Below are 22,004 nucleotides of genomic sequence, written 5' to 3'. Positions count from 1 at the left end.
CGTCGCGTCGCTGCAGCCAGGTTGCAGCGAACGCCGACCAATCTCGCGTCCTTGGTCGTCTCGTGCCATTGCCGACCGCGTTCGGCTGCACGCCTGTGGCTGCGTCATTGGAGGGCGCGCGATCGACGGATTCCGTCGACGTGAGACGTTGATGGATGGTCGCAGGGCGAGCCGATCCGCGTCTTGGTCCTCGCCGTCGGCTGTTGCAATGCCGCAAAAACCGGCCAGCGCATGCGTGCCGCTATGCGCGGAATCCCTTGAAATCCAGGCGTTTGCGCGCTCCGCCGCGTCCGCGACGAACATCGTGCGTGCAATGCTTGCAAAACGGTAGTGATCGCTATACGGTAGTTTTCACTACTTAATTGCGCGATGGCGAGGGGGCGTTCGATGCAGGCGAGTTCGGGAATGAAGCGGTACGGCATGGTCGGCGCACTCGTCGCCGGATGGTTGCTGGCGCCGGCCGCGGCGGGCGCCGCACCGGCCTCGGCACAGGGGCTGTGGCTGACTGCGGCCAAGGACGCGGTGGTGGAGTTCGCGCCCTGCGCGGATGCGGCCACCGCCTTGTGCGGGCGCATCGTCTGGGACAAGGACGCCGGCACCGCCACCGATACCTGCGGCGTGCAGATCGCGCGCCTGGGGCGCGAGGACGGCGACACCTGGCGCGATGGCTGGGCCTTCGATCCGCGCAGCGGCAAGCGCTACAAGGCCACGCTGCGCGCCAGCGGCAAATCGCTGGATCTGCGCGCCTTCGTCGGCGTGGAAGTGCTCGGCGAGACCGAACGCTTCACCCGCGTGCAGGCGCTGCCCAGCACGCCGGTCTGCGCCAAGTAATCCACCCGCCGCGCGCGCAAGGCGCCGGTGCCATCGACGTGCGGGGCCGCCGCCGGCCGCCGCGCGTCCCACCTTCCTCAGCGAACCAGGGGAGATTGAGATGACTGCAGTCCGCTTCATGGCGACCCTCGCGGGCGCACTGGCCCTGCACGGCGCGTGCTGTGCCCAGGCCCACGCCCAGCAGGCCGACACCGATGGCATGGTCAACTACGAGTTCCAGAACCAGATCAGGCTGATGAGCGAGCAGCGCACGCGCGGCGTGTCCGACTCGCTGATGCGCCCATCGCTGAAGTGGACCACCCAGTTCGTGCACGCCAGCGGTTTCGTTGCGCTGCTGGAGGTGGCCAAGGTCAGCAAGAAACAGTTCCTCGACGGCGACGGCCTGGGCATCACCGCCGCGGCCGGCTACCGCTTCGGCAATCCCGATGCCTGGCATGGCGGTGTCGGCCTGGCGACCGAGCGCTTCCCCGGCGCCAGTTTCCTGGCTCCGCACCGGATCGACCTGGAGACCGGCACGCCGGAGGACATCCGCCGCACCAACTACAACAGCAACTTCGGCGTGCTCGAACTCGGCTACGGCGCGATCGAAGGCCGCGTGTTGTACGTGTTCTCCAAGACCTACCGCGGTGCCGACACCGGCGGGGTGTGTGCGCAGATCCTGCAGTTCGCCGCCGATCCGACGACGGCGCTGCGCTGCTTCGCCCGCGGCGAGCACGATTCGCGCGGCACCCTGCTCGGCGATCTCAACTACCAGACCCCGCTGCTGCCGTCGGTGTTGCCGTCGACCACGTTGCGCCTGCATGCCGGCTACCAGAAGCTGCGCAACTTCAGCGAGGGCAGCTTCGCCGATTACCAGATCGGCGTCACCCACAAGCGCTGGGGGCTGGACTGGAACCTGGACTGGGTCAGCACCCGGGTCAACGCGCATGAACTGTACTGGGTGCAGGACGGCGCGCGCATCCGCAAGACCGACGGCGACACCCTGGTGGCTTCGATCGGCTACACGTTCTGACCCATGCGCAGCGAACTGCTCGATGCCGACCGGGGCGGCGACCAACCGCTGGTGCTGGCGGTGGACCTGGGAACCTCCGGCTGCAAGTGCGCGCTGGTCACGCTGGACGGCCAGGTGATCGCCTGGGCATTCGAGCCGGTGCCGCTGCACGTGCACGGGGTCTGCGCCGAGCAGGATCCGCGCGACTGGTGGAACGCGCTGCTGGTTACCGCCGCGGCGGTGCTGCAGGGCGGCGAGGCGCTGCGCCGGCGGGTGACCGCGGTGTGCTGCTCGACCCAGGGCGAATGCACCGTGTGCGTGGATCGCGACGGCCGCGCGCTGGGCAACGCCATGTTGTGGCTGGACATGCGCGGGCAGGCCGCGATCGCGCGGCGCCTGCGCGGTCGTTGGCTCAACGTGCGCGGCTATGCGCCGCTGAAGCTGCTGCGCTGGCTGCGCCTGAGCGGCGGCGCGCCGGCCGGCAGCGGCAAGGACTGTGCCGGCCACATCGCCTACCTGCGCGACCACGAACCGCAGCGCTACCAGCGCACGCACAAGTTCCTCAATGCGCTGGACTATCTCAACCTGCGCCTGACCGGGCGCTTCTGCGCCACCGCGGACTCGGTGCTCACCACGTGGGTGACCGACAACCGCGACCCGATGCGCATCCGCTACGACGACGGCTTGCTGCGCCTGCTCGGCATCGAACGCGACAAGCTGCCGGACCTGGTGGCCTCCACCGAGGTGCTGGGGCCGCTGCTGCCGCAGGTGGCGGCGCAGATGGGCCTGTCGCCGCAGACCCGGGTGATCGCCGGCGCCATCGACAACTCGGCGGTGGCGGTGGCCGCGGCGGTCGAGGACTACGCCGCGCATCTGTACCTGGGTACCTCGTCGTGGCTGGGCGCGCACGTGCCGCGGATGAAGACCGATGTGTTCAGCAACATCGCCGCGGTGCCGTGCGCGGTGAGCGGGCGCTACCTGGCCACCGCGCTGCAGTCCACCGCCGGCGCCAACCTGTCGTTCCTTCGCGACCGCATCCTGTTCCATCCCGACGAACTGCTGCGCGACGAAGAGCGCCCGGACGTGTACGAGGTGCTCAACGTCATCGCCGCGCGCGTGCCGCCCGGGGCCAACGGCCTGGTGTACATGCCGTGGCTGTTCGGCGAGCGCACCCCGGTGGAGGACCACAGCCTGCGCGCCGGGCTGGTCAACCTGTCGCTGATGCACACCCGCGAGGACATCATTCGCGCCTTCATGGAAGGGGTGGCGTTGAACACGCGCTGGATGATGGAGCCGTTCGCGCGCCTGCTCGGCCGCGATCCCGGCGTGATCGCCGCGGTCGGCGGCGGCGCGCAGTCGGACCTGTGGTGCCAGATCATCGCCGACGTCAGCGGCCAGCCGATCCGGCAACTGCACAACCCGATCCAAGCCAATGCGATCGGCGCCACCTTCATCGCCGGCGTGGGCCTGGGCCGGCTGCGCTTCGCCGACCTGCCGGCGCTGCAACGCGCGCGCCGGGTGTACGAGCCGTCGTCGCTCACCCGCGCGCTGTACGACGACCGCTACGCGATGTTCCGCGAATTGCAGCGCACCCTGGCGCCGATCTACCGGCGCATGAATCCCGTTCCCGAATGCGTGCCGGAGGTTCCCCAGCATGTTTGCCCATGAACAACGCGCGCGCGTGGTCGCGCTGTGCGTGGAGCTGTCGCGGCGCGGCTACCTGGCCGGCACCGGCGGCAACGTGGCGCTGCGCCTGGATGCCGAGCGCTTCGCGGTGACGCCGTCGGCCATCGATTACCTGGCGATGCGCGCCGAGGACATCTGCGTGGTGCGCCTGGCCGACCTGCGGCAACTGGACGGTGCCGCCACGCCGTCGGTGGAGACCGGGCTGCATGCGCAGGTGCTGCGCCGCCGGCCCGACGTGGCCTGCAGCATCCACACCCATCAGCCGGTGGCCAGTGCCTGCGCGCTGCTCGGTGCGGCGCTGCCGGTGGAGGATCCGACGTTGCAGGCGACGATCGGCGTCCGCGTGCCGATGGTCGGCTACTTCCCGTCCGGCACCGGGCTGCTGGCCTGGCTGCTGGCGCGGCAACTGCGCCCGTCGCGCAACGCCTACCTGATGCGCAACCACGGCGTGCTGTGCTGCGGCCGCAGCGTGGAACAGGCGGTGGCCGCGGTCGATGCGCTGGAGCAGGTGGCGCGCGATCACCTGGCGCGCCGCATCGAACGCCGCGCCCTGCACGACGCCGGCCTGGCCGCGCCGTTGCGCGCCGTCCTCACCGCACTGGAGGCCTGACCCCATGCAAGCGCTTTCCGTTTCCGTTCCCCCGAGCCCGGCACCGACCATGAGCCAGACCCCCGTCATTTCGCAGTGGCCCGATGTGGACCAGCTGTACGCACGCTTCCATGCTTTGGTGAACCAGCCGATGCGGCCGATCGGCGCCGCCGGCATGGCCAAGGTGATGCGCTATTTCGACGAGCGCTGCCAGGGCTCCAAGCGCCTGGGCGAGGCGGCCAAGCAGGTGATCCCCGGTGGCGTGCAGCACAACCTGGCGTTCAACCATCCGTTCCCGCTGGCCATGCACAGCGCCGAGGGCGCGTACCTGACCGACGTGGACGGCAACCGCTACATCGACTTCCTGCAGGCCGGCGGCCCAACCCTGCTCGGGTCCAATCCGCCGGAACTGCGCGAGCACGTGCAGGCGGTACTGGACCAGTGCGGTCCGGTGACCGGCCTGCTGCACGAGTACGAGGTCAAGCTGGCCGAACTGGTCTGCGCCAGCATGCCGGCGGTGGAGATGCTGCGCCTGCTCGGCTCCGGCACAGAGGCGGTGATGGGCGCGGTGCGCCTGGCGCGGACCCACACCCGCAAGAAATGGATCATCAAGATCGGCGGCGCCTACCACGGCTGGAGCGACCAGCTGGTGTACGGCATGCGCCTGCCGGGCACCGGGCGCATGGAGGCGATCGGCATTCCGCGCGGCGCCACCGCCTACACCCAGGAATGCCATCCCAACGATCTGGAGGCCTTGCGGCGCAAGCTGCAGTTCAATCGCCTGCGTGGCGGTACCGCGGCGGTGCTGCTGGAACCGTTGGGGCCGGAGAGCGGCACGCGGCCGGTGCACCACGACTACAACCGGCAGGTGCGCAAGTTGTGCGACGAGTTCGGTGCACTGCTGATCTTCGACGAAGTGGTCACCGGCTTCCGGCTCGGCCCGGGCGGTGCGCAGGGCTACTTCGGGGTCCTGCCGGACATCACCGTGCTCGGCAAATGCCTGGCCGGCGGCTATCCGATGGCCGGTGCGATCGGCGGCCGCCGCGAGGTGATGATGAGCCTGGTCGGCGGCATCGGCACCACCGCGCGGCGCGCCTTCGTCGGCGGCACGCTGTCGGCCAATCCGCTGTCCTGCGTGGCCGGCTACCACGCCTTGCTGGAAGCGCAGCGCAGCGACGCCGCCGGCCAGGCCGGCCGCGCCGGCGATCGCCTGCGGCAGGGCCTGGAGGCGATCATCCGCCGTCTCGGCCTGCCATACGTGGTCTACAACATGGGCTCGATCGTGCACCTGCAGACCTCCGGCGTGCTGCTGCTGGACACCGGCAACCTGTACAAGCTGTGGCGCGTGCGCAACGAAGCCAAGGAGCGCAAGCACATGATGGAGGAGATGGGCGCGGCGTATTCGGCGCACGGGCTGATCACCCTGGCCGGCAGCCGCATCTACACCAGCCGCGCCGATACCGATGCGGTGGTCGACGAGGCGCTGAACCGCTTCGACGACGTGTTCAAGCTGGTGTAGCGCATGCCCACCGTCCCGCAGATCGAAGCGCTCTGGTTGCAGACCCGCGAGCGGCTCGTGGCCAAGCGCCTGCTCGGCGACGACACGGCAGCCCTGGCGCTGCGCTGTCCGGGCAGCACGGCGATGTGCTGTGGCGCGCTCGAGGCGGAGCGGCCGCAGTGGCTGGACTGGCGCGACCCGGCACTGCCGGCATGGGCGCAGGTGCACGCGCAGGTGTACCTGCGGCGTCCCGATGTCGGCGCCAGCGCCTGGTCGGCCGGCGCATTCGGCCACCTTCTGGCCAATGTCGGCGGCGTGCTGCCGCAGGTCTTCGACGAACAGGCCCGGCACATCGGGCCGATGCCGCCGCCGTTTCCTGCGGTCGACGCGTTGGCGACGGCCGCGCCGGGCGTCGGCAGCGTCCTGCTGTTCGGCGGACGCCCGCTGTGTCTTGGCATCACCGCGCAGCGGCTGGCGTTGAACGTGGAGTTGTTCGAGAAATGCGCCAAGGCCTATGTGCTTGCCGCGGCCACCGGCGGGCAGGTGCGGGAACTGCCATGGTGGGTCCGGCGCATCGCCAACGGGCGGCTGCGCAAGGACCAGATGCGGGCTGCCGCGGCCTTCGCCGCGGGCGAACTGCCGGCCGAAAGCAAAGGCTACTGAGGGTCCATCGCGATGACCGCCACGCCATCCCCGTCTTCCGTCGCATCAACCGCCGTCCAGGCGACACGTCCGCTCGCCGCGGCCTTGTCGATCGGCGCCATCGCGCTGCTGATCCTCGGCGTGCAGCCGATCGTGCTCGGCGCACTGGTCGAGCAGCACCTGATCACGCTGCCCGGCGTGGGCGTGGTGGCGATGGGCGAGATCATCGCCCTGGGCATCGGCGTGGCGCTGGCCGATGCGCTGCTGCCGGTGTCCTGGCAGCGTGCCACGGCGGTCGTGGCGGCGTTGCTGGCGGCGCTGCTGAACCTGGCTACCCTGCAGGCGCAGGGCGATGCGGCTTTCGTCGCGCTGCGCGCCGTCGCTGGCCTGGCCGAGGGCCTGCTGGTCTGGGTGGCCACCGTCAGCATCGTGCGCGCGGCCACGCCGGACCGGATCACCGCGGTGTTCATGGTGCTGCAGGCGCTGGCGCAGATTGCGCTGGCGGCGGCGCTGGCGCTGTGGGTGTTGCCGGCGGCCGGCTGGAAGGGCGGTTTCGTCGCCATGGCCGCGACCTGCCTGCTGGTGCTGCCGCTGGCGTCGGCACTGCCGGTGCCGGCAAGCCTGGCTCCCGCCGCCGATGCGCAGTGCGCGGCGACCGCCACCGCCAGGCTGCGCTGGTCGCCGGCGACGCTGGCGCCATTGCTGGTGGCGTTCCTGCAGATGTCGGCGATCGGCGCGCTGTGGGCGTACCTGGAGCCGCTGGCGTTGCGCGCGGGGCTGGACGCGCATGCGGCGCAACTGCAGACCTCGTGGGTGCTGGGCATGCAGATCGTCGGTGGTCTGGCGGCGATCTACTGGGTGCGCCGGCTCTCGGTGACGGCGACCCTGACCCTGGGCAGCGTGGCGCTGTGTGTGGTGGCCGCGGCGATGTACCGGGTTCCCGGCAATGCGGCGCTGGGCTTTGCCGCGGTGTGCGTGGCGTTCGGCTTCGCCTGGATGTTCCTGATGCCGTTCCATGTCGGCCTGGCGCTGCGCGCCGATGCGCAGGGGCGGGTGGCGGTGCTGGTGCCGGCCGCGCAGTTGATCGGGTCGGCCTGCGGGCCATTGTTGGCCTCGCTGCTGCTGCACGCCGACGATCCGGCGCCGGTGCCGCTGGTCGGCCTGGGCTTTGCGCTGGCTGCGGCGCTGCTGGCGCTGTGGATCAGCCGGCGGCAGCGCCGTCCGGCTGTCGTGGAGGCGGGCTCGCATGCGGGCTGATGGTGGTGGCCGTGCGAGCGCGCTGGTCGTTGCGGTGACGCGCTTCCGTCGGCCGCGCATGGCGCAGGGCAGGGGACTGCCAAGCATCGGGCGTTGGCCGGCGTCCGCCAAGCAGGAGCGCGGCGATGGCGCCTGAGCCCGTGCCAGACACCCCACCGGAGACGGTCGCGGCGCTGTTCGCCGCGCAGCAGGCCACTGCGCTGGCCTGGCGCGGCTCCTCGGCGAACACGCGGCGCGCACATCTGCGTGCACTGCGTGACGCCTTGCTGGCGCGACGGCAGGCGCTGATCGCCGCCTTCGCTACCGATTTCGCCAAGCCCGCACTGGAAGTGGAATTGACCGAGCTGCTGCCGGTGGTCGACGAGATCGCCACCGCCATCGCGCAGCTGCCGCGCTGGATGCGTCCGCGCAAGGTCGCGCCGACCCTGCTGGCCCTGGGCACGCGCGCGCGCATCGCGTTCCAGCCCAAGGGCCGCTGTCTGATCATCGGGCCCTGGAACTACCCGGTGGCCACCGTGTTGGGGCCACTGGTGTCGGCACTGGCCGCCGGCAACACGGCGCTGATCAAGCCCTCCGAATTCACCCCGCAGGTCAACGCGGTGCTGCAGGCGGTGCTGGAGGAGGCGTTCGCGCCGGAGGAGGTGGCCTTGGTGCAGGGCGGCGCGGCGACCGCGCAGGCCTTGCTGGCGTGTCCGTTCGACCATGTGTTCTTCACCGGTTCGGCGTCGGTCGGCCGGCAGGTGATGGCCGCGGCGGCGCGGCAGTTGACCCCGGTGACGCTGGAACTGGGCGGCAAGTCGCCGGTGATCGTCGACCGCAGCGCCGACCTGCGTCTTGCCGCCGAGGTGATCGTCTGGGCCAAGCTGGTCAACGCCGGGCAGACCTGCATCGCGCCGGATACCTTGTTCGTGCATCGCGATGTCAGCGCGCGCCTGCTCGCGCACTGCCGCGCCCTGCTGGCGCAGCGCTACGGTGCCGACGCGCAGGCGGTCGCCGCCAGTCCGCACCTGGCGCGCATGATCCACCCGGCGCATGCCGCGCGCGTGGCCGCGCTGATCGACGAGGCGCGCGCCGGCGGCGCGCAGTTGCTGGCCGGTGGCGAACACGACGCGGCACAGCGTTATGTGGCGCCGACCCTGCTGGGGCAGGTGCCGGCGCAGGCGCGGATCGCGCAGGAAGAGATCTTCGGCCCGGTCCTGCAGGTGGTCGAGTTCGCCCACCTCGACGAGGTACTCGACCGGCTCGACGCCGCGCCCAAGCCACTGGCGCTGTACCTGTGGAGTCGCGACCGCGCCGGCATCGCCCACGTGCTGGCGCGCACCAGTTCCGGCAGCGCGGTGGTCAACCACTGCCTGCAGCAGTTCGTGCACAGTGGCCTGCCGTTCGGCGGGGTGGGCGCCTCGGGGTTCGGCAGCGCGCACGGCGTGCACGGCTTCCGCACCTTCTCCCACGAACGCGCGTTGCTGCGTGGCGGGCGCCTGCCGATCGTCAAGGCGTTCTTTCCTCCGTACACCACGTTGCAGCAGCGCTTGGCGGCCGGCCTCAGCGCTTGGCTGGCGCGGCGCTGAGCGCGCTGCCGATGTGCCAGCGGCGGGCGCGGTAAGATGCGATGTCGGCGCGTGCAGCGACGTCGCGGCGCAATCCGCGCCCCCATTGCCGTGGCGATGCGTGCCGTGCGGCTGGCGTAGTGCCGCCACCGCGGCGCCTGCCGCTTCATCACCATCGAGATCCCATGCCCGCCGACACGCCGCGTCCCTCCGCACCGCACCGCCCACGCCTGACCGGGAACAAGGTGCCGGCCCAGCATCGCGCCACCGAGACCTACGAACAGATCCTCTCGGTCACCGCGCAACTGCTCGGCGACGTCGGCGTGGAGCGGCTGTCCACCAACCTGGTGTGCGCGCGTGCCGGGCTGACGCCGCCGGCGCTGTACCGCTATTTCCCCAACAAGTACGCGCTGCTGTCGGAACTGGGCCGGCGGCTGATGGAGCGGCAGAACCAGCTCGTCCCCAAGTGGATCACGCTGCCGGCGATGAGCGGCACGCGCGAGGAACTGCAGCGCGCGCTTTCAGGCTTGGTGCTGGACACCTACCGCGTCACCAAGGCGACCGAGGGAGGGGTGTGGGTGCTGCGCGCGCTGCGCGCGGTGCCGGCATTGCAGCAGGTGCGCCTGGATTCGCATGCGCAGGTGACCAAGGGCCAGGTGCGCTTTCTCAGCGAGGCCTTCCCCGACGCCGATCCGCGCCAGCTGCGGCTGGTCAGCCGCATCGTCGTCGACCTGATCTACGCGACCGTGGAACTGCTGTTCGACACCCGCCTGAGCGCACGCGCGGTGGCCGACACCGTGGCGGCGATGATCGCCAGCCACATCGAGCAGCTGCGCGATGGAGCGTCGGCTGGGTGAGCCGCGACTGCGGTTCCTGATATGGCCTCCTGCTTGGCACACGCGGGCAGGAAACCGAACCGCAAGGCGCGGCAGCCGACGATGTCGCGAACCACGCGTCGCCCCACGGCCGCCTGCAGCCGGCAGCAGGCGAGGCGTCAGTGCACGAGGCGCGGCGCCTGAAACTTGGTACGCATGCCGCTGCGGCCGCGATCAGGGCGCGGCGGCGAACGTGGCTTCATCGAGATCCGCGATCAGCGTGGGGCCGGTCGGCGTCCAGCCGAGCCTGGCCTGCGTCAGCGCGCTAGAGGCCGGCATGTCGAGTTGCACGAACATCGCCATCCAGCCGAAATGCGCGGCCGCCTCGCCCGGGGCGATGGACACCACCGGCAGCTTCAGCCCGCGCCCCAGCGCCTCGGCGATCTCGCGCATGCGCACGCCTTCCTCGCCGACTGCGTGATAGCGCGCGCCGGGCTGCGCCTTCTCGATCGCAAGACGATAGAGCCGCACCGCGTCGGACAGATGGCCGGCCGCCCAGCGGTTGCTGCCGTCGCCGACGTAGGCGACCACGCCCTTGTCGCGCGCGATCGCCGCCAGCGGCGTGATCAGCCCTTGCCGATACGGGTCATGGATCTGCGGCAGCCGCATCACCGAGACATTGACGCCGGCCTCGATCAGCGCGTTGCCGGCCTGCTCGGAGGCGATGCGCGGATTCGGGTGCGTGGCGTTGAACACGTCCTCGCTGGCCGGCGCACCGTGTTCGCCGCTGCCCACGCCCGTGCCCGAGGTGATCAACAGGGGGCGATCGGAACCCTTCAGCGCCGCGCCGAGCGCCGCGATCGCGCGTTTGTCCTTCTCGCAGTTGGCGGCGAAGTTGCTGAAATCATGGTCGAACGCCGCATGGATCACGGCATCGACTTGGGCGGCACCACGCTGCAGGCTGTCCGGATCCTCGAGCGTGCCGTGGTGGACCTCGGCGCCGGCCGCGCGCAGCGCCTGCGCGCCGGCCTCCGATCGGGTCATGCCGAGCACGCGATGGCCGGCCTGGAGCAGTTCGGGAACCAGGGCCGAGCCGATGAAACCGGTCGCGCCCGTCAGAAAGATACGCATGGTGCACTCCGTTGAGTCAGTGCGGGCGACTCTCCGGTATTGGCGTATCCCGTTAAAGTAGTGACGTCATCGTAGTAAAGCGACTAACAGGCTTGCCATGCCCTCCGATCCAGCCAATTCCCTGGGCGACTTCCTGCGCAGCCGGCGGACCCGGCTCGACCCCACAAGCTTCGGTTTCTCCGGGCGCCGGCGCACGCCGGGGCTGCGTCGCGAAGAAGTCGCGCAGCGCGCCAACATCAGCCCGACCTGGTACACCTGGCTGGAACAGGGGCGCGGGGGCGCACCGTCGGCGCAGCTGCTGGAGCGGATCGCGGGCGCGCTGCTGCTGACCGACGCCGAACGCGATCACTTGTTCATGGTCGCGCTCGGACGACAGCCCGAGGTGCGCTACCGCGGAGTAGCGGGCGTCGACCCGCGGCTGCAGCGCGTCCTGGATGCGCTGGAAACGAGCCCGGCCATCGTCAAGACGCCGACCTGGGACGTGGTGGCCTGGAATCGCGCGGCGGCGGTGGTGCTGACCGACTACAGCCAGTTGCCCGTCGGCGAGCGCAACATCCTGCGCTTCCTGTTCGGCAATCCTGCCGCGCGTGCCAAACAGCACGATTGGGAGCGGGTGGCGCGCTTCGTGGTGGGCGCGTTTCGTGCCGACGTGGTGCGTGCGGGCATCGCGTCGGACGCGGCTGCCCTGGTGACCGAACTGTGCGCGCTCAGCGCCGAGTTCGAGATGTTGTGGCACGACCACGAGGTGTTGAGCCACGGCGAGGGCGATGGCGAAAAACGGCTCAGGCATCCGCTGCTCGGCGAGATCGCGCTCGAGTACTCGGCCTTTGCCGTAGACGGCCGGCCGGACCTGGGCATGATCGTCTACACGCCCGTCGAGGCCGGCGTGGCCGCGCGGATTCGCGCGCTCGCGGCCGCGCGGACCGACGCGGCGCCGGCATCCGTGTGACTTAGCGAAACGACTTGGGAGAAGCGGCGCGCACGCTGTCGCGCCGTCCTCTGGACCCTTGCCGGCGCAGCGCGCTTATTCCACCGCCAGATCGTCGACCTTCTGCCAGCCGCGCGGCAGCAGCCCGCCACGGCTGGCGCGGGCGCCGAGGTAGGCGTCCAGGTCCTTGAACGACAGCGACATGGTGCGCTGGCCGCTCTTGACCAGCAGCGTGTTGCCCGGCGCCACTGCGGCGATCGCCACCACCCGTTCGGTGCTGAGCTTGGCCTTGGGGATGTCGATGATCTTGTTGCCCTTGCCCTTGTCCAGCTCGGGCAGGTCGGCGACCGGGAAGGCCAGCAGGTGGCCGGCACTGGTGACCGCGACGATGCGGTCGCTGCCGGTGCCGCTCACCGCTGCCGGCGGCAGCACCTTGGCGTTCGGGGTCAGGTTGAGCATGGTTTTGCCGGCCTTGTTGCGGCTGGTCAGGTTCTCGAAGCGGGTGACGAAGCCGTAGCCGTGCGAGGACGCCAGCACCAGGCGGCTGTCGTTCTCGCCGCTGGCGATGGCCTGGAACGACGCGCCGGCTGCGGGCGAGAAGCGTCCGGTCAGCGGTTCGCCGTTGCCGCGCGCCGAGGGCAGGGTATGCACCAGGGTCGAATAGGCGCGGCCTTCCGAATCCAGGAACGCCACCTGCTGCGTGCTGCGCCCGCGCACCGCCGCCAGCAGGCCGTCGCCGTCGCGGTAGGACAGCGCCGCCGGGTCCACGTCGTGGCCCTTGGCCGCGCGGATCCAGCCCTTCTCCGACATCACCACGGTCATCGGCTCGCTCGGCACCAGCTCGGTCTCGTCGATGGCCTGGGCCGCGCCGCGCTGCACCAGCGGCGAACGCCGTGCATCGCCGAACTTCTTGGCGTCGGCCATCAGTTCGTCCTTGATCAGCTTCTTCAGCTTGGTCTTGCTCGCCAGCACCGCCTGCAACTGTTCGCGCTCCTTGGCCAGCGCGTCCTGCTCGCCGCGGATCTTCATCTCTTCCAGCCGCGCCAGCTGGCGCAGGCGCGTTTCCAGGATGTAGTCGGCCTGTTCCTCGCTGAGCGCGAAGCGCGCGATCAGCGCCGGCTTCGGCTCGTCCTCGGTGCGGATGATGCGGATCACCTCATCCAGGTTGAGGAACGCGGTCAGCAGGCCTTCCAACAGGTGCAGGCGGCGCTCGACCTTGTCCAGGCGATGGTTGAGGCGGCGCACCACGGTGTCGCTGCGGAAGCGCAGCCATTCCTCCAGCAGGGTCTTGAGGTTCTTGACCTGCGGGCGGCCGTCCAGGCCGATCACATTGAGGTTGACCCGGTAGCTGCGCTCCAGGTCGGTGGTGGCGAACAGGTGGCCCATCAGCTGCTCGGCGTCGACCCGGTTGGAGCGCGGCACCAGCACCACCCGCACCGGGTTGGCGTGGTCGGACTCGTCGCGGATGTCTTCCAGCCACGGCAGCTTCTTGGCGCGCATCTGCTGCGCGATCTGCTCGATCACCTTGGACGGCGACACCTGGTACGGCAGCGCCGTGACCACGATGTTGGTGTTTTCCTTCTGGTAGGTGGCGCGGGCGCGCACGCTGCCATGGCCGGTCTCGTAGATCGCGCGCAGGTCGGCGGCGGGGGTGATGATCTCGGCGGTGGTCGGGTAGTCCGGGCCGCGCACGTGCTCGCACAGGTCGGCGACGCTGGCGTCGGGGTCGTCGAGCAGGCGGATCAGCGCGCTGACGATCTCGTTGAGGTTGTGCGGCGGCACGTCGGTGGCCATGCCCACGGCGATGCCGGTGGTGCCGTTGAGCAGCAGGTGCGGCAGCCGCGCCGGCATCCAGGTCGGCTCGTCCAGGGTGCCGTCGAAGTTCGGCGACCAGTCCACGGTGCCCTGGCCGAGTTCGCCCAGCAGCACTTCGGCGATCGGGGTCAGCTTGGACTCGGTGTAGCGCATGGCCGCGAACGACTTTGGGTCGTCGGTGGAGCCGAAGTTGCCCTGGCCCTCGATCAGCGGGTAGCGGTAGGAGAACGGCTGCGCCATCAGCACCAGCGCTTCGTAGCAGGCGCTGTCGCCGTGCGGGTGGTACTTGCCGATCACGTCGCCGACGGTGCGTGCGGACTTCTTCGGCTTGGCCGTCGCGTTCAGGCCCAGCTCGCTCATCGCATAGATGATGCGCCGCTGCACCGGCTTGAGCCCGTCGCCCAGGAAGGGCAGGGCGCGGTCCAGCACCACGTACATGGAGTAGTCGAGGTAGGCGCGTTCGGCGTATTCGCGCAGCGGCAGCTGTTCGAAACCATGGAAGGCGGGGCGGGCGAGATCGGTCATGCGCAGGAAATACCTATGAGGGGACGCGGCGCCAGGCGCCGCAGGTCAGCCGGTCGATTATCCGGATGCGGCCGGCGATGCCAAGCCGCGCGTGCCGCCGGCGCTGGCCAGGTAACGCGCCGGAGGATGGCCGAAGCGGCCGCGAAAAGCGGTGACGAAGGCACTGGGGCTGCTGTAGCCGAGCCGGTAGGCGGTGTCGGCGACGCTGGCGCCGTCGCTGAGCCGGCGCAGCGCCTCGGCTAGCCGTGCCTGCTGGCGCCAGCCGGCGAAGCCGAACCCGGTCTCGTCGCGGAAGTGCCGGCTCAGGCTGCGCGGCGACAGCCCGGCCCAGTGCGCCCATTGCGCCAGCGAGCGGTCGTCGGCAGGGGTTTCCAGCAACTGGGTGGCGATGCGCAGCAGGCGCCGGTCGCGTGGCATCGGCAGGTGCAGATGCTCGACCGGGGCGTTGCGCACCTCGTCCAGCAGCACCGCGCACAGGCGCTGCTGCTCGGCCTCCAGCGCCGTTGGCACGCCCCATTGGCACATCCGCCGCAGCACCTCCCGGAACAGGTCGTTCATGCCGATCACGCAGGTCCGCGGCGGCAGGTCGGCGCAGACGTCGGGGCGGATCAGCACCAGGTAGCTGCGTACCCGCCCGGAGACCTGCACCGTGTGCAGCTCCTGCGGCGGCATCCAGCCGGCGCAGCCGGGCGGCAACGACCACTGGCCGTGCGCGGTGCGGGTGCCCAGCACGCCGTCCTCCACGTAGATCAGCTGGCCGCGCACGTGGCGATGCCAGTCCACCTCGCGCCGCAGCGACACCGGCGAATGCGCGATGAAGGCCAGCGCGGGCGGGCCATCGGCGCGCTCGAACCACTCCATGGCGCGCGGGTCCAGCGCGCTGTCGGCGCCGGCGGTGGCCGGAACGTCGGCCGAACGGGTTGGCGCGATTTTGATATCCATTGTCCGAATTGTAATACCGAGCCACCGTTGCCCGCCGCTACAGTGCGTTCGCCATCAGCGTTCTCCTGTCGCAACGCAGCATCTACTTTCCTTGGGGATATTTTCTTGACATATATTTCTAAATGAAAATAATAGGCGCCCATGAACTGCGCTCCCTCCTTTCCCGGCCCGCCCTCGTTCGGCCTGCTGCTGCGCCAGGTGCGTGACGGCCTGATGCGCCGTCTCGACCAGGCCATGGCCGGGCTGGAACCGGACCTGGGCTTCAGCCACTACATCGGCATGAAGGCCCTGGCCCACATGGCGCCGTGCACCGCCAACGAACTGGCCCAGGCCATCGACCAGAACCCCAGCGCGGTGACGCGCCTGCTGGACAAGCTGGAAGACCTGGGTTGGGTGCGCCGCGAGGCGCACGCGCAGGACCGTCGCGCGCTGCGCCTGGTGCTCACCGACGAGGGCCAGGCGCTGTGGCAGCAGCTCAAGCGCCGCGGCGACGACGCCATCGCCGATGCGTTGCGCGATCTGTCCGCCGAAGAGCGCGAGCACCTGTTTTCGTTGTTGGCCCGCGTCCGCGATTCCCTCAATTCGCCCTGAACCCGCCCACATGACTCTGTCTCCTTCTCTCTCCCGCCTGCGCCCGTTCGCGGTCGCGGCCCTCACCCTGGCACTGGCGGCCTGCGCCAGCAGCCGTGGCCTGGAACCGCAGGGGCGCCGGCTCGATGCCGACCGCCAACTGCACATCGGCAAGACCCTGGCCGCCGACGCGCTGGCGCCGGCGCCGTGGCCGCAGCAGGACTGGTGGAAGGCGCTGGGCGATCCGCAGCTCGACGCGCTGATCGCCGAGGCCTTGCAGGGCACGCCCAGCCTGGACGCGGCCGACGCGCGGCTGCGCCTGGCGCAGGCGCAGGCCGGTGCGGCCGATGCCGACCGCGGCGCCAAGCTGTCGCTGTCGGCCGGCTACACCGGCCTGCAACTGCCCAAGGGCCTGGCCGGCGACGAGATCGGCGGCAAGTACATCCACAACGAACAGGCGCTGCTGGACTTCAGCTACGGTTTCGACCTGTGGGGCGGCAAGCGTGCCTCCTGGGAGGCGGCGGTGGACCAGGCGCATGCGGCCGAGGTCGACGCGCAGGCCGCACGCCTGGACCTGTCGGCCGGCGTCGCCCGCGCCTACGCGCAACTGGGCTACGCCTGGCATCTGTACGACCTGGCCGGCGCCGAACTGGCGCGCTCGGAGAACAGCCTGAAGCTGGTGCGGCAGCGCCGCGATGCCGGCATCGACAACAACCTGCAGTTGCGCCAGGCCGAGGCGCGGGTGCCGGCGGCGCGCCAGCAGCAGGCGGCGGCGCAGCAGCAGATCGACGAAGCGCGCACCGCGCTGGCGGCCTTGCTCGGCCGCGGCCCGGACCGCGGGCTGCAGATCGAGCGGCCGCGCCTGCTCGACCCGCAGGCCGCGCGAGTGCCGTCGGTGCTGCCCAGCGACCTGCTCGGCCGCCGCCCCGACGTGGTCGCCGCGCGCTGGCGGGTGGAAGCCGCCTCGCAGGGCATCCATGCGGCCAAGGCGCAGTTCTATCCCAGCATCAACCTGACCCTGCTCGGTGGTGTCGCCGCCACCAACCCCGGCGACCTGTTCAAGAGTTCGTCGGTGCTGGGCCTGCTCAGCCCGGGCGTGAGCCTGCCGCTGTTCGACAGCGGGCGGCTGCGCAGCCAACTGGCCGAGCGCGATGCGCAGTACGACCTGGCCGTGGCCAACTACAACCAGACCCTGGTGGCGGCGTTGCGCGAGGTGGCCGACCAGGTCAACGCCGCGCGTTCGCTGGCCGAGCAGGCGCAGCAGCAGGCGCAGGCGCTGCAGACCGCGCAGGCCGCCTTCGACCTGTCGCAGCAGCGTTACCGCGCCGGCATCGGCAACTACCTGGACGTGCTCAGCGCGCAGCAGCAGCTGCTGGACGCGCAACAGCGCCTGGCCTCGCTGCAATCCAACCAGATCCTGGTCTCGGTGCGCCTGAATCAGGCGCTGGGCGGCGGCTATGACGCCACCTCCGCCGCCGACGCGCCGAGCTCTTCTTCTTCCGCACCTTCGCATTCCTGAGATCGCTGCAATGAATCAGACAACGACCCCCGCTTCCCCCGCTCCCGCCACCAGCCGGCGCGGCAAGCTGCTGCGCGGCCTGGCCGTGGTAGTGGTGCTGGTGCTGATCGCGCTGGCGATCTGGTACTTCCTGGTCGGGCGCTGGCACGAGGACACCGACGACGCCTACGTGCAGGGCAACCTGGTGCAGATCACCCCGATGGTGGCTGGCACCGTGGTGCGCATCGACGCCGACGACGGCATGCGCGTGGAACGCGGCCAGCCGCTGGTCAAGCTCGACCCGGCCGACACCGAGGTCGCGCTGCAGCAGGCCGAGGCCAATCTGGCGCGCACCGTGCGCCAGGTGCGCGGTTTGTACCGCTCTGTCGAAGGCGCCCAGGCCGAACTGTCCGCGCAGCAGGTGACCCTGCAGCGCGCCCGCGCCGACGTCGCCCGCCGCGCCAGCCTGGTCGCCACCGGTGCGATCTCCGCCGAAGAGCTGGCGCATGCCCGCGACCAGCTGGCCGCCGCCGAGGCCGCGGTCAGCGGCTCGCGCGAGACCCTGGCGCGCAACCGCGCGTTGATCGACGAGAACGGCGTGGCCGACCAGCCCGACGTGCAGGGCGCCGCCGCGCAGGTGCGCCAGGCTTTCCTCAACAACGCCCGCAGCGCGATCGTCGCGCCGGTGTCCGGCTATGTGGCGCGGCGCTCGGTGCAGCGCGGCCAGCGCGTGCAGCCCGGTACCGCGCTGATGGCGGTGGTGCCGCTGAACCAGGTGTGGGTGGATGCCAACTTCAAGGAAACCCAGCTCAAGCACATGCGCCTGGGCCAGCCGGTGGAACTGGAATCGGATCTGTACGGCGGCGCCGTGACCTACCGCGGCACCGTGCAGAGCCTGGGCATCGGCACCGGCAGCGCGTTCTCGCTGCTGCCGGCGCAGAACGCCAGCGGCAACTGGATCAAGATCGTGCAGCGCGTGCCGGTGCGCATCGCCATCGACGCCAAGCAGTTGGAGCAGCACCCGCTGCGCATCGGCCTGTCGATGAAGGTCGACGTCAACCTGCACGACCAGAACGGCTCGGTACTGCCGAGCAAGCCGGCCAGCGGCACGCTGCTGGATACCGACGTCTACGCGCAGCAGCTGCAGCAGGCCGATGCGGCCGTGAAGCAGATCATCCACGCCAACCTGCCTGACGCCGCCAAGGCGAACTGAGCCCGGTCATGTCCAACCAAGCTGTCGCTCCCGCCGCGCCCGGGAGGCCGGGCGCACCGGCCGCCGCGTTCCGCCCGGCCAGTGTGGCGTTGTGCACGGTGGGCCTGGCGATGGCCTCGTTCATGCAGGTGCTCGACACCACCATCGCCAACGTCTCGCTGCCCACCATCGCCGGCAACCTCGGCGCCAGTTCGCAGCAGGCGACCTGGGTCATCACCTCGTTCGCGGTCAGCAACGCCATCGCGCTGCCGCTGACCGGCTTCCTCAGCCGCCGCTTCGGCGAGACCAAGCTGTTCGTGTGGGCCACGCTGGCCTTCACCGCGGCCTCGCTGCTGTGCGGCCTGGCCCAGAGCATGGGCATGCTGGTGGTGTCGCGCGCGCTGCAGGGCTTCGTCTGCGGCCCGATGTACCCGATCACCCAAAGCCTGCTGGTGTCGATCTACCCGCGCGAGAAACGCGGCCAGGCGCTGGCGCTGCTGGCGATGATCACCGTGGTCGCGCCCATCGCCGGGCCGATCCTCGGCGGCTGGATCACCGACAACTACAGCTGGGAATGGATCTTCCTGATCAACGTGCCGCTGGGCATCATCGCCGCGACCGTGGTCGGCTCGCAGCTGCGCGACCGTCCCGAGCCGATCGAGCGCCCGCGCATGGACTACGTCGGCCTGATCACCCTGATCATCGGCGTCGGCTGCCTGCAGGTGGTGCTGGACCTGGGCAACGACGAGGACTGGTTCAGTTCGACCAAGATCGTCGTGCTGGCCGCGATCTCGGCGGTGGCGCTGGCGGTGTTCCTGATCTGGGAGCTGACCGACAAGGATCCGATCGTCGACCTGCGCCTGTTCCGACACCGCAACTTCCGCGCCGGCACCATGGCGCTGATCGTGGCCTACGCCGCGTTCTTCAGCGTGTCGCTGCTGATCCCGCAGTGGCTGCAGCGCGACATGGGCTATACCGCGATCTGGGCCGGTCTGGCCACCGCGCCGATCGGCATCCTGCCGGTGATCATGACCCCGTTCGTCGGCAAGTACGCCTCGCGCTTCGATCTGCGGATGCTGGCCAGCATCGCCTTCATCTTCATGGCCACCACCAGCTTCATGCGCTCGGACTTCAACCTGCAGGTGGATTTCCCGCACGTGGCTGGCGTGCAGTTGCTGATGGGCGTGGGCGTGGCGCTGTTCTTCATGCCGGTGCTGCAGATCCTGCTGTCGGACCTGGACGGGCGCGAGATCGCGGCCGGTTCCGGCCTGGCCACGTTCCTGCGCACGCTGGGCGGCAGCTTCGCCGCGTCGCTGACCACCTACCTGTGGGCCAAGCGCACGCAACTGCACCATGCGCACCTGACCGAGCACATCTCCACCTACACGCCGGGCATGCAGGAACAGGTGCAGATGATGGGCAACGGCAGCCTGCAGAACGGCGCGGCGCTGCTCAACAACACCATCAACCACCAGGCCTCGCAGATGGGCTTCAACGACATCTTCTACCTGCTGGGCTGGACCTTCCTCGGGATCATCTTCTTCCTGTGGCTGGCCAAGCCGCCGTTCGGCGGCGGTGGTGGCGCGGCGGCGGCCGGGGGCCACTGAGTCCCGCGATCGGGCGTCGGCATGCCGGCGTCCGGCCGGCGCGGACAGCAGACAGTTCGCGCCGGTGACGCGGCAGCGGCGCGTGCGTTCCATTGCGCGGCGGTCGGTGCGGCAGGCGTGCCCCGCGTCGCGCTCCGGCGACTGGACACTTGCCGCTGCCGCGGCCTGCGCACCAGAATGCGGCTCTTCGCAGGCTTCGGCAGCCCCGCACATGCAGCGCTTTCTCCGCGCCTTCGGCGCCCGCTTCGCCGCATCGCTCCCGCGCGCGGCCGTCCTCGCACTGCTGTGCCTCGCTGCGCATCCGGGCAACGCCCGGTCCGCGCCAGCGCCTGTGGCCTCGCAGGTTCCGGTGACCCCGGCCGATCGCCTGCACGAAGCCTGGTGGGCCGAGCGCCACCAGCAGGTAGTGGCGCAGGTGCGCGCGCAGCCGGATGCGCCGCTGCTGCTGATCGGCGATTCGATCACCCAGAACTACGAGAAGGCGCAGGCGCCGGACCAGGACTTCCAGTCGACCTGGCGGACCTTCTACGGCAGCCGCGGCGCGCTCAACCTCGGCTTCAGCGGCGACGCCACCGAACACGTGCTGTGGCGCCTGCAGCATGGCGAAGTCGATGGCTTGCGGCCCAAGGTGGCGGTCCTGCTGATCGGCACCAACAACACCGGCCGCGACGGCGACAGTGCGGCGGATACGGTGCGTGGCATCGATGCGGTGGTGGCCACGCTGGAGCAGCGCCTGCCGCGCACGCGCATCCTGTTGCTCGGCCTGCTGCCCAGTGGGCTGTCGGCGCAGAAGAGTGCGCGCGATGCCGAGATCAACCGTGCGCTGGCGGTGCGCTATGGCGACAATCCGCGCGTGGCCTACCTGGACATCGGCACGGTGTTCCAGCGCGCCGACGGCACCTTGGATCCGAGCCTGTTCTACGATCCGCGCCAGCGTCCCGGCAGCGGCGCGCTGCACCCGGACACCCGCGGGCAGCGGCGCATGGCCGAGGCGATCGCGCCGACCCTGGCGCGGCTGCTCGACGACGCGCCACGGGTGCCGTTGGACGCGATGACCGACGTCGACACGGCGCGCATCCCGGTGCCCTGGCTGGAACAGGATTCCTACGATTGGGATGGCCGCCACCATGCCGCGCTGGACGCCGCGCGGCAGGTGCAGCCGCAGGTGGTGATGCTCGGCGATTCGATCACCCATTTCTGGGCGGGGACGCCGCAGGCGATCCGGGTGAACGGCGCGCAGGCCTGGCAGCGCACCTTCGGCGCCGCGCGTGTGCTGAACCTGGGCTTCGGCTGGGACCGCACCCAGAACGTGCTGTGGCGGCTGCGCCAGGGCGAAGTCGATGGCCTGGCGCCGCGCTGGGTGGTGATCAACCTCGGCACCAACAATCTCGCCGGCACCGAGCATGCGCGCACCAACACGCCGCAGGAGACCGCCGATGGCGTGGCGGCGGTGGTCGCCGAGATCCGGCGGCGCCTGCCGCACAGCCGGATCGTGCTGATGGGCATCTTTCCGCGCGGCTTCGCCGCCGATGCGCCGCAGCGCGAACCGATCCTGCAGACCAATCGCCTGCTGGCCGCGCGCTTCGGTCACGACCCGCAGGTGCGCTGGCTCGACATCGGCGCGCGGTTCCTGCAGCCGGACGGCACACTGCCGGCGGCGCTGATGCCCGATGGCACCCATCCCAGCGAAGCAGGCTACGCGATCTGGGGCGAGGCTCTGCGCAAGCTCGGCGTCGGCCGCTGAAGGGCGTCTCCAACATCACGCTTGCCGCGGCTCAGCGGGACGTGGCGTTGTCCTCGCAGGAGCGGCTTCAGGGCACCTCGAACAACCTGCCATGACCTGGAGCTAGGGGGGCAGCCTCTGTCGCAACGGCACCAGAGAGGCGTCGGATCATGGTGGTTGGGAGGCTGAGGTGGCCGTTGGGCCTGCTCATCCGATC

General features: G+C 70.4%; 18 protein-coding genes. 15 read left to right on the top strand and 3 right to left on the bottom strand.

The features are described from left to right. Positions 1-405: 405 nt before the first annotated feature. The 9 genes from ACP93_RS19395 to ACP93_RS19355 all read left to right on the top strand — a co-directional run bounded on the left by ACP93_RS19395 (position 406) and on the right by ACP93_RS19355 (position 9,898). Positions 406-831, top strand: a complete 426-nt coding sequence (locus tag ACP93_RS19395; RefSeq protein WP_048492303.1) for a DUF2147 domain-containing protein — start codon at positions 406-408, stop codon at positions 829-831. Positions 832-949: 118 nt separating this feature from the next. After that, positions 950-1,843 carry a TorF family putative porin gene (locus tag ACP93_RS19390; protein WP_048492312.1) on the top strand — a complete coding sequence of 298 codons (894 nt, stop codon included), beginning with the start codon at positions 950-952 and terminating at the stop codon, positions 1,841-1,843. A gap of 3 nt (positions 1,844-1,846) precedes the next feature. Continuing rightward, entirely contained in the window at positions 1,847-3,490 is a 1,644-nt protein-coding gene (locus ACP93_RS19385) for a xylulokinase (protein WP_048492302.1), read from the top strand. Beyond that, entirely contained in the window at positions 3,477-4,118 is a 642-nt protein-coding gene (locus ACP93_RS19380) for a class II aldolase/adducin family protein (RefSeq protein ID WP_048492301.1), read from the top strand. The genes ACP93_RS19385 and ACP93_RS19380 overlap by 14 nt, the downstream gene beginning before the upstream one ends. Before the next feature lie 49 nt (positions 4,119-4,167). After that, the gene (locus ACP93_RS19375; RefSeq protein WP_048492300.1) at positions 4,168-5,616 is read left to right on the top strand and encodes an aspartate aminotransferase family protein; all 1,449 of its coding nucleotides are present in this window, start codon (positions 4,168-4,170) and stop codon (positions 5,614-5,616) included. 3 nt (positions 5,617-5,619) lie between these two features. Next, complete coding sequence (locus ACP93_RS19370; RefSeq protein ID WP_048492299.1) at positions 5,620-6,258, top strand: hypothetical protein; 639 nt, start codon at positions 5,620-5,622, stop codon at positions 6,256-6,258. Positions 6,259-6,342: 84 nt separating this feature from the next. Further along, complete coding sequence (locus tag ACP93_RS19365; RefSeq protein WP_048492298.1) at positions 6,343-7,494, top strand: MFS transporter; 1,152 nt, start codon at positions 6,343-6,345, stop codon at positions 7,492-7,494. Between the two features lie 125 nt (positions 7,495-7,619). Next, complete coding sequence (locus tag ACP93_RS19360; RefSeq protein ID WP_048492297.1) at positions 7,620-9,062, top strand: aldehyde dehydrogenase family protein; 1,443 nt, start codon at positions 7,620-7,622, stop codon at positions 9,060-9,062. Positions 9,063-9,226: 164 nt separating this feature from the next. Beyond that, complete coding sequence (locus ACP93_RS19355; protein WP_048492296.1) at positions 9,227-9,898, top strand: TetR/AcrR family transcriptional regulator; 672 nt, start codon at positions 9,227-9,229, stop codon at positions 9,896-9,898. A gap of 192 nt (positions 9,899-10,090) precedes the next feature. Here the strand turns inward: ACP93_RS19355 and ACP93_RS19350 are convergent, their stop codons facing one another. Next, positions 10,091-10,987, bottom strand: coding sequence for an SDR family oxidoreductase (locus tag ACP93_RS19350; RefSeq protein WP_048492295.1), 897 nt, complete (start codon positions 10,985-10,987; stop codon positions 10,091-10,093). Positions 10,988-11,084: 97 nt separating this feature from the next. On the opposite strand from ACP93_RS19350, the gene ACP93_RS19345 reads away from it, so the two are divergent. After that, positions 11,085-11,936: a helix-turn-helix transcriptional regulator gene (locus ACP93_RS19345; protein WP_048492294.1), complete on the top strand. Its 852-nt coding sequence runs from the start codon at positions 11,085-11,087 to the stop codon at positions 11,934-11,936. A 75-nt stretch (positions 11,937-12,011) separates the two neighbouring features. Here ACP93_RS19345 and parC read toward each other — a convergent pair whose 3' ends face one another. Beyond that, on the bottom strand, positions 12,012-14,255 hold the full coding sequence (parC, locus tag ACP93_RS19340) for a DNA topoisomerase IV subunit A (RefSeq protein ID WP_048492293.1): 2,244 nt from the start codon (positions 14,253-14,255) through the stop codon (positions 12,012-12,014). A 57-nt stretch (positions 14,256-14,312) separates the two neighbouring features. After that, on the bottom strand, positions 14,313-15,197 hold the full coding sequence (locus ACP93_RS19335) for an AraC family transcriptional regulator (RefSeq protein WP_053069805.1): 885 nt from the start codon (positions 15,195-15,197) through the stop codon (positions 14,313-14,315). A 141-nt stretch (positions 15,198-15,338) separates the two neighbouring features. Here ACP93_RS19335 and ACP93_RS19330 point away from each other — a divergent pair, with 141 nt between their 5' ends. From ACP93_RS19330 to ACP93_RS19310, 5 genes are all read left to right on the top strand, one after another. Beyond that, complete coding sequence (locus ACP93_RS19330) at positions 15,339-15,788, top strand: MarR family winged helix-turn-helix transcriptional regulator (protein WP_048492292.1); 450 nt, start codon at positions 15,339-15,341, stop codon at positions 15,786-15,788. Between the two features lie 10 nt (positions 15,789-15,798). Beyond that, positions 15,799-17,286 (top strand): efflux transporter outer membrane subunit, encoded by a 1,488-nt coding sequence (locus ACP93_RS19325; protein ID WP_048492291.1) that lies wholly within the window; start codon positions 15,799-15,801, stop codon positions 17,284-17,286. A 10-nt stretch (positions 17,287-17,296) separates the two neighbouring features. After that, positions 17,297-18,478 (top strand): HlyD/EmrA/EmrK family protein, encoded by a 1,182-nt coding sequence (locus tag ACP93_RS19320; protein WP_048492290.1) that lies wholly within the window; start codon positions 17,297-17,299, stop codon positions 18,476-18,478. Between the two features lie 8 nt (positions 18,479-18,486). Then, positions 18,487-20,064, top strand: a complete 1,578-nt coding sequence (locus tag ACP93_RS19315; protein ID WP_048492289.1) for a DHA2 family efflux MFS transporter permease subunit — start codon at positions 18,487-18,489, stop codon at positions 20,062-20,064. A gap of 211 nt (positions 20,065-20,275) precedes the next feature. Continuing rightward, positions 20,276-21,808, top strand: coding sequence for a GDSL-type esterase/lipase family protein (locus tag ACP93_RS19310; protein ID WP_048492288.1), 1,533 nt, complete (start codon positions 20,276-20,278; stop codon positions 21,806-21,808). Positions 21,809-22,004 lie beyond the last annotated feature (196 nt).

Source organism: Xanthomonas sp. NCPPB 1128 (assembly GCF_001043115.1).
Lineage (GTDB): Bacteria > Pseudomonadota > Gammaproteobacteria > Xanthomonadales > Xanthomonadaceae > Xanthomonas_A.
This window is presented reverse-complemented; position numbering and strand designations above follow the sequence as displayed.

Coding starts and splice junctions, on each gene's coding strand:
- ACP93_RS19395 (WP_048492303.1), top strand. CDS start 406: ATGAAGCGGTACGGCATGGTCGGCGCACTCGTCGCCGGATGGTTGCTG.
- ACP93_RS19390 (WP_048492312.1), top strand. CDS start 950: ATGGCGACCCTCGCGGGCGCACTGGCCCTGCACGGCGCGTGCTGTGCC.
- ACP93_RS19385 (WP_048492302.1), top strand. CDS start 1,847: ATGCGCAGCGAACTGCTCGATGCCGACCGGGGCGGCGACCAACCGCTG.
- ACP93_RS19380 (WP_048492301.1), top strand. CDS start 3,477: ATGTTTGCCCATGAACAACGCGCGCGCGTGGTCGCGCTGTGCGTGGAG.
- ACP93_RS19375 (WP_048492300.1), top strand. CDS start 4,168: ATGAGCCAGACCCCCGTCATTTCGCAGTGGCCCGATGTGGACCAGCTG.
- ACP93_RS19370 (WP_048492299.1), top strand. CDS start 5,620: ATGCCCACCGTCCCGCAGATCGAAGCGCTCTGGTTGCAGACCCGCGAG.
- ACP93_RS19360 (WP_048492297.1), top strand. CDS start 7,620: ATGGCGCCTGAGCCCGTGCCAGACACCCCACCGGAGACGGTCGCGGCG.
- ACP93_RS19355 (WP_048492296.1), top strand. CDS start 9,227: ATGCCCGCCGACACGCCGCGTCCCTCCGCACCGCACCGCCCACGCCTG.
- ACP93_RS19350 (WP_048492295.1), bottom strand. CDS start 10,987: ATGCGTATCTTTCTGACGGGCGCGACCGGTTTCATCGGCTCGGCCCTG.
- ACP93_RS19345 (WP_048492294.1), top strand. CDS start 11,085: ATGCCCTCCGATCCAGCCAATTCCCTGGGCGACTTCCTGCGCAGCCGG.
- parC (WP_048492293.1), bottom strand. CDS start 14,255: ATGACCGATCTCGCCCGCCCCGCCTTCCATGGTTTCGAACAGCTGCCG.
- ACP93_RS19335 (WP_053069805.1), bottom strand. CDS start 15,197: ATGGATATCAAAATCGCGCCAACCCGTTCGGCCGACGTTCCGGCCACC.
- ACP93_RS19330 (WP_048492292.1), top strand. CDS start 15,339: ATGAACTGCGCTCCCTCCTTTCCCGGCCCGCCCTCGTTCGGCCTGCTG.
- ACP93_RS19325 (WP_048492291.1), top strand. CDS start 15,799: ATGACTCTGTCTCCTTCTCTCTCCCGCCTGCGCCCGTTCGCGGTCGCG.
- ACP93_RS19320 (WP_048492290.1), top strand. CDS start 17,297: ATGAATCAGACAACGACCCCCGCTTCCCCCGCTCCCGCCACCAGCCGG.
- ACP93_RS19315 (WP_048492289.1), top strand. CDS start 18,487: ATGTCCAACCAAGCTGTCGCTCCCGCCGCGCCCGGGAGGCCGGGCGCA.
- ACP93_RS19310 (WP_048492288.1), top strand. CDS start 20,276: ATGCAGCGCTTTCTCCGCGCCTTCGGCGCCCGCTTCGCCGCATCGCTC.